The 3,180-nt window shown below is 67.4% G+C and carries 2 protein-coding genes; both read right to left on the bottom strand.

The window, feature by feature from the left end; genetic code table 11:
* Nucleotides 1-126: 126 nt before the first annotated feature.
* Nucleotides 127-2,469 carry an MMPL family transporter gene (locus EFL26_RS24665; RefSeq protein ID WP_246000105.1) on the bottom strand — a complete coding sequence of 781 codons (2,343 nt, stop codon included), beginning with the start codon at nucleotides 2,467-2,469 and terminating at the stop codon, nucleotides 127-129.
* A 96-nt stretch (nucleotides 2,470-2,565) separates the two neighbouring features.
* Nucleotides 2,566-3,102, bottom strand: a complete 537-nt coding sequence (locus tag EFL26_RS08985) for a YbaK/EbsC family protein (RefSeq protein WP_123222567.1) — start codon at nucleotides 3,100-3,102, stop codon at nucleotides 2,566-2,568.
* Between the last annotated feature and the right edge of the window lie 78 nt (nucleotides 3,103-3,180).

Genomic DNA, 3,180 nt, shown 5'->3' with positions numbered 1-3,180 from the left:
GCGACCGTCGCGTCCATGGTCCGAGCGTACGACGCCCCGCAGCCCTCCCGGACGTGCCGAACGACCCGTTGACTTCGGGGAAACCGCCCCTCGAGTCGGGAGTTTCCGCCCGACTCGAGGGGGTGGTCAGACGTTCGCCAGTTCGTGTTCCGGCGCCGTCGGAGGGGCGGCCGTCGCGGAGCCGTTGTCGATCTTGCTCGGCCACCAGATCTTCGCGCCCAGGTCGAGGTTGAGCGCCGTGACCAGCACGGACCGGACGATCATCGTGTCGAGCAGCACCCCGAGCGCGACCGCTGTGCCGAGCTCGGCGAGGAACACGAACGGCAGCGTGCCGAGCACGGCGAACGTCGCCGCCAGCACGAGACCGGCTGACGTGATCACCCCACCCGTCGAGGAGAGCGCGATCAAGGAGCCTCGCCGGGTGCCGTGGTTGAGCGTCTCCTCACGCACACGGGTCATCAGGAAGATGTTGTAGTCGATGCCCAGAGCGACCAGGAACACGAAGGCGAACAGCGGGAAGCCCGGGTCGGCGCCCTTGAAGTCGAAGATGTAGTGGAAGATCAACGACGAGATGCCGAGCGCGGCTCCGAACGAGAGCACCACCGTCGCCATCAGCAGCAGCGGCGACAGCAGGGCCCGAAGCAGCACCATCAGGATGAAGAAGACCACGACGAGGACGATCGGGATGATCACCCGGTTGTCACGGTCGGAGGCGATCTTCGTGTCCAGGTAGAGCGCCGCCCCGCCGCCGACCTTTGCGTCGGCACCGGGAATCGCATGTGCCGCGGACCGGGCGTGACGCACCAGGTCGAACGCCTCGGGCGAGGAGACGTCTTCCTTGATGCTCGCCTCGAACCAGGACCGACCGCTGTTGCCGAGCGGCTTGATGTCCGTGGGCGTGCCGATGCCGTCGACCGCGGTCACCGCGGTCTGGGCCTCGGTGATCTTGTCGCTGTTCGCGACCACCTGCACGGTGTTGGAGTTGTCGGCCAGCGAGTGGGCGAAGATCAGCTTCTGAGCTGTCACGGAGTCGAAGGTCTGGGTGAAGGAGTCCTCGGTCTTCAGACCGTGCGCGTCGAGCTTGAACAGGCCGAGGCAGGCGATCGCCAGCACCAGGGCGGTGCCGATCCACACGACCCGCGGGCGGACGGCGATCCGGCTCCCGACCCTGGCCCAGAGCCCGTTGCGCGTGGGCTCGACGGAACCGAAATCGGGGCGGCTGTGCACGGTGGTCCATCGCTCGATCCCGACCTGGATCAGCATCAGCAGACCGAGGAACGAGCTAAGCCCGCCGAGCACGGCGAGCACGACGGCCGCACCGCCGAGGACGACGCCGAGGACGGTCGCCGCGATGCCCCCGACCAGCATGCTGACGGCGGTGAGCGTCCACGGACGGCGCCCGTCCGTGCGCGGGCCGAAGACCCACCGTCCGCAGATGACCAGCATCGCCGGGAGGAAGGTGACCATCACGATGAGCGTGACCGCGACACCGACGGCCAGGACGGGGCCGAGGCTCGCGGTGGAGTTGAGGTCGGCGAAGGACAGGCACATCAGCCCGATGACGACCGTCGCCGCACTGGCGATGACGGCCGGCGCCGAACGGTGCAGGGCGTACGCCATCGCGTCGTGCCGGTCCTCGTGACGGCGCAGCTCCTCGCGGTAACGGGCGACGAGCAGCAGCGCGTAGTCGGTGCCGGCGCCGATCACCAGGATGCCGAGGATGTACTGGCTCTGGTCGTTGACGACCATGTCGGTGTACTTCGCCAGGAGGTAGACCACACCCCCCGCCATCTGGTACGAGACGGCTGCGCCGAGGATCGGGAGCAACCAGAGCAGGGCACTGCGGTAGGTGATCAGCAGGATGATGATGACCACGATGAACGAGAACATCAGCAGGTTCGCGTGCGAACCCTCGAAGGACGAGGCGAAGTCCGACGCCTGGCCGCCGTACCCGCCGAGGTACACGTGGACGCCGTCGATCTTGGTGAGCTTGCGGATCTCCTTCGCCGGCTCCGGGATCTTGTTCCAGCCCCCCTTGCCGAAGTTGAAGACGAAGTAGCTGTAGGCGACCTGGCCGTCGGCGGAGATGAGCGTGGGGACGTTCTTCCCCTGTGCCTTGAGCAGGTTCGCGAGGTTGGGGGTGAGGACGCCCGTCTTCGTGACGCCCTTGATGTCGGCGATCTCCTGGCCCTGCCTGTCGATCTCAGCGAGATCGGCCTGCGTCAGGCCCGAAGCGCGGTGGTACACCACGAGCGTCGGGATGTCGTTCGGGTCGACGTCCTTCGACAGCTCCTTCGCGACCTTCGTCGACTCCGCCGAGCCGGGCAGCCAGGAGGAGGCCTCGTTGTTCTTGACGTCGTTGAGCTTCGATCCCAGTGAGCTCATCACGACGAGGAGGACGATCGTGCCTCCGAGCACGATCCACTTGGTCACGGGGCCGGTCAGCTTGCCAGCGATCTGTCGATGCATGCGCCTATTGGAACAGAGACGAACGGTGTTCGTCATCCGTAATAACCCTGATCAGACCCTGGGATCCCCAAGGGGTCCAGACCGGTGGCAATCGAGTCAGAACGCCAGGTCCTCGACGACCTCGGCGCCGGGGAGCTCGGCGAGCAGCCGGCCCGGCAGGATCAGCTTGGAGCCACGGATCCCACTGCCGATCAGCACGGTCTCGACCTCGGGCACGCGAGCGTCGAGCAGCAGCCGCCACCCGTCCGGTACGCCGATCGGGGTGATCCCGCCGTACTCCATGCCGCTCTCCGCGACCGCCCGCTCGTGGTCGAGGAACGAGCACTTGCGGACGTCGAGGATCCGCTTGACCTTGTTGTTCACGTCGGCCTTCGTGTCGCCGCGGACCACGCACGCCGCGGTGCGCTCCTGGCCCTCGCGCCTGCCCATCACGACCACGCAGTTGGCCCCGCGCTCCCACGGAACGCCGTACACGTCGACGGTCGCGGACGTCTCGGAGAGGGCGGGGTCGATCGCCACGACGCCGACCTCGCCCGCGTGCTCCCACCGCTTCAGGAGATCGGCGACGGGCGCGCCGACGAGGTCGAGGTGGTCGAGGACGGGTTCGGTCGTGAGGCTGCCGAGCGTGTACATGCGGGCACGGTAACCGTCGTTGCCCACGTGCTGTCGGCTCACCGGGTTTCGAGGCGGTTGCTGCGCAACCGCACCTCA

This window comes from Nocardioides pocheonensis, assembly GCF_003725535.1.
GTDB lineage: Bacteria > Actinomycetota > Actinomycetes > Propionibacteriales > Nocardioidaceae > Marmoricola > Marmoricola pocheonensis.
The sequence above is the reverse complement of the archived record's forward strand: the minus strand, read 5'-3'. Positions and strand labels throughout refer to the sequence as shown.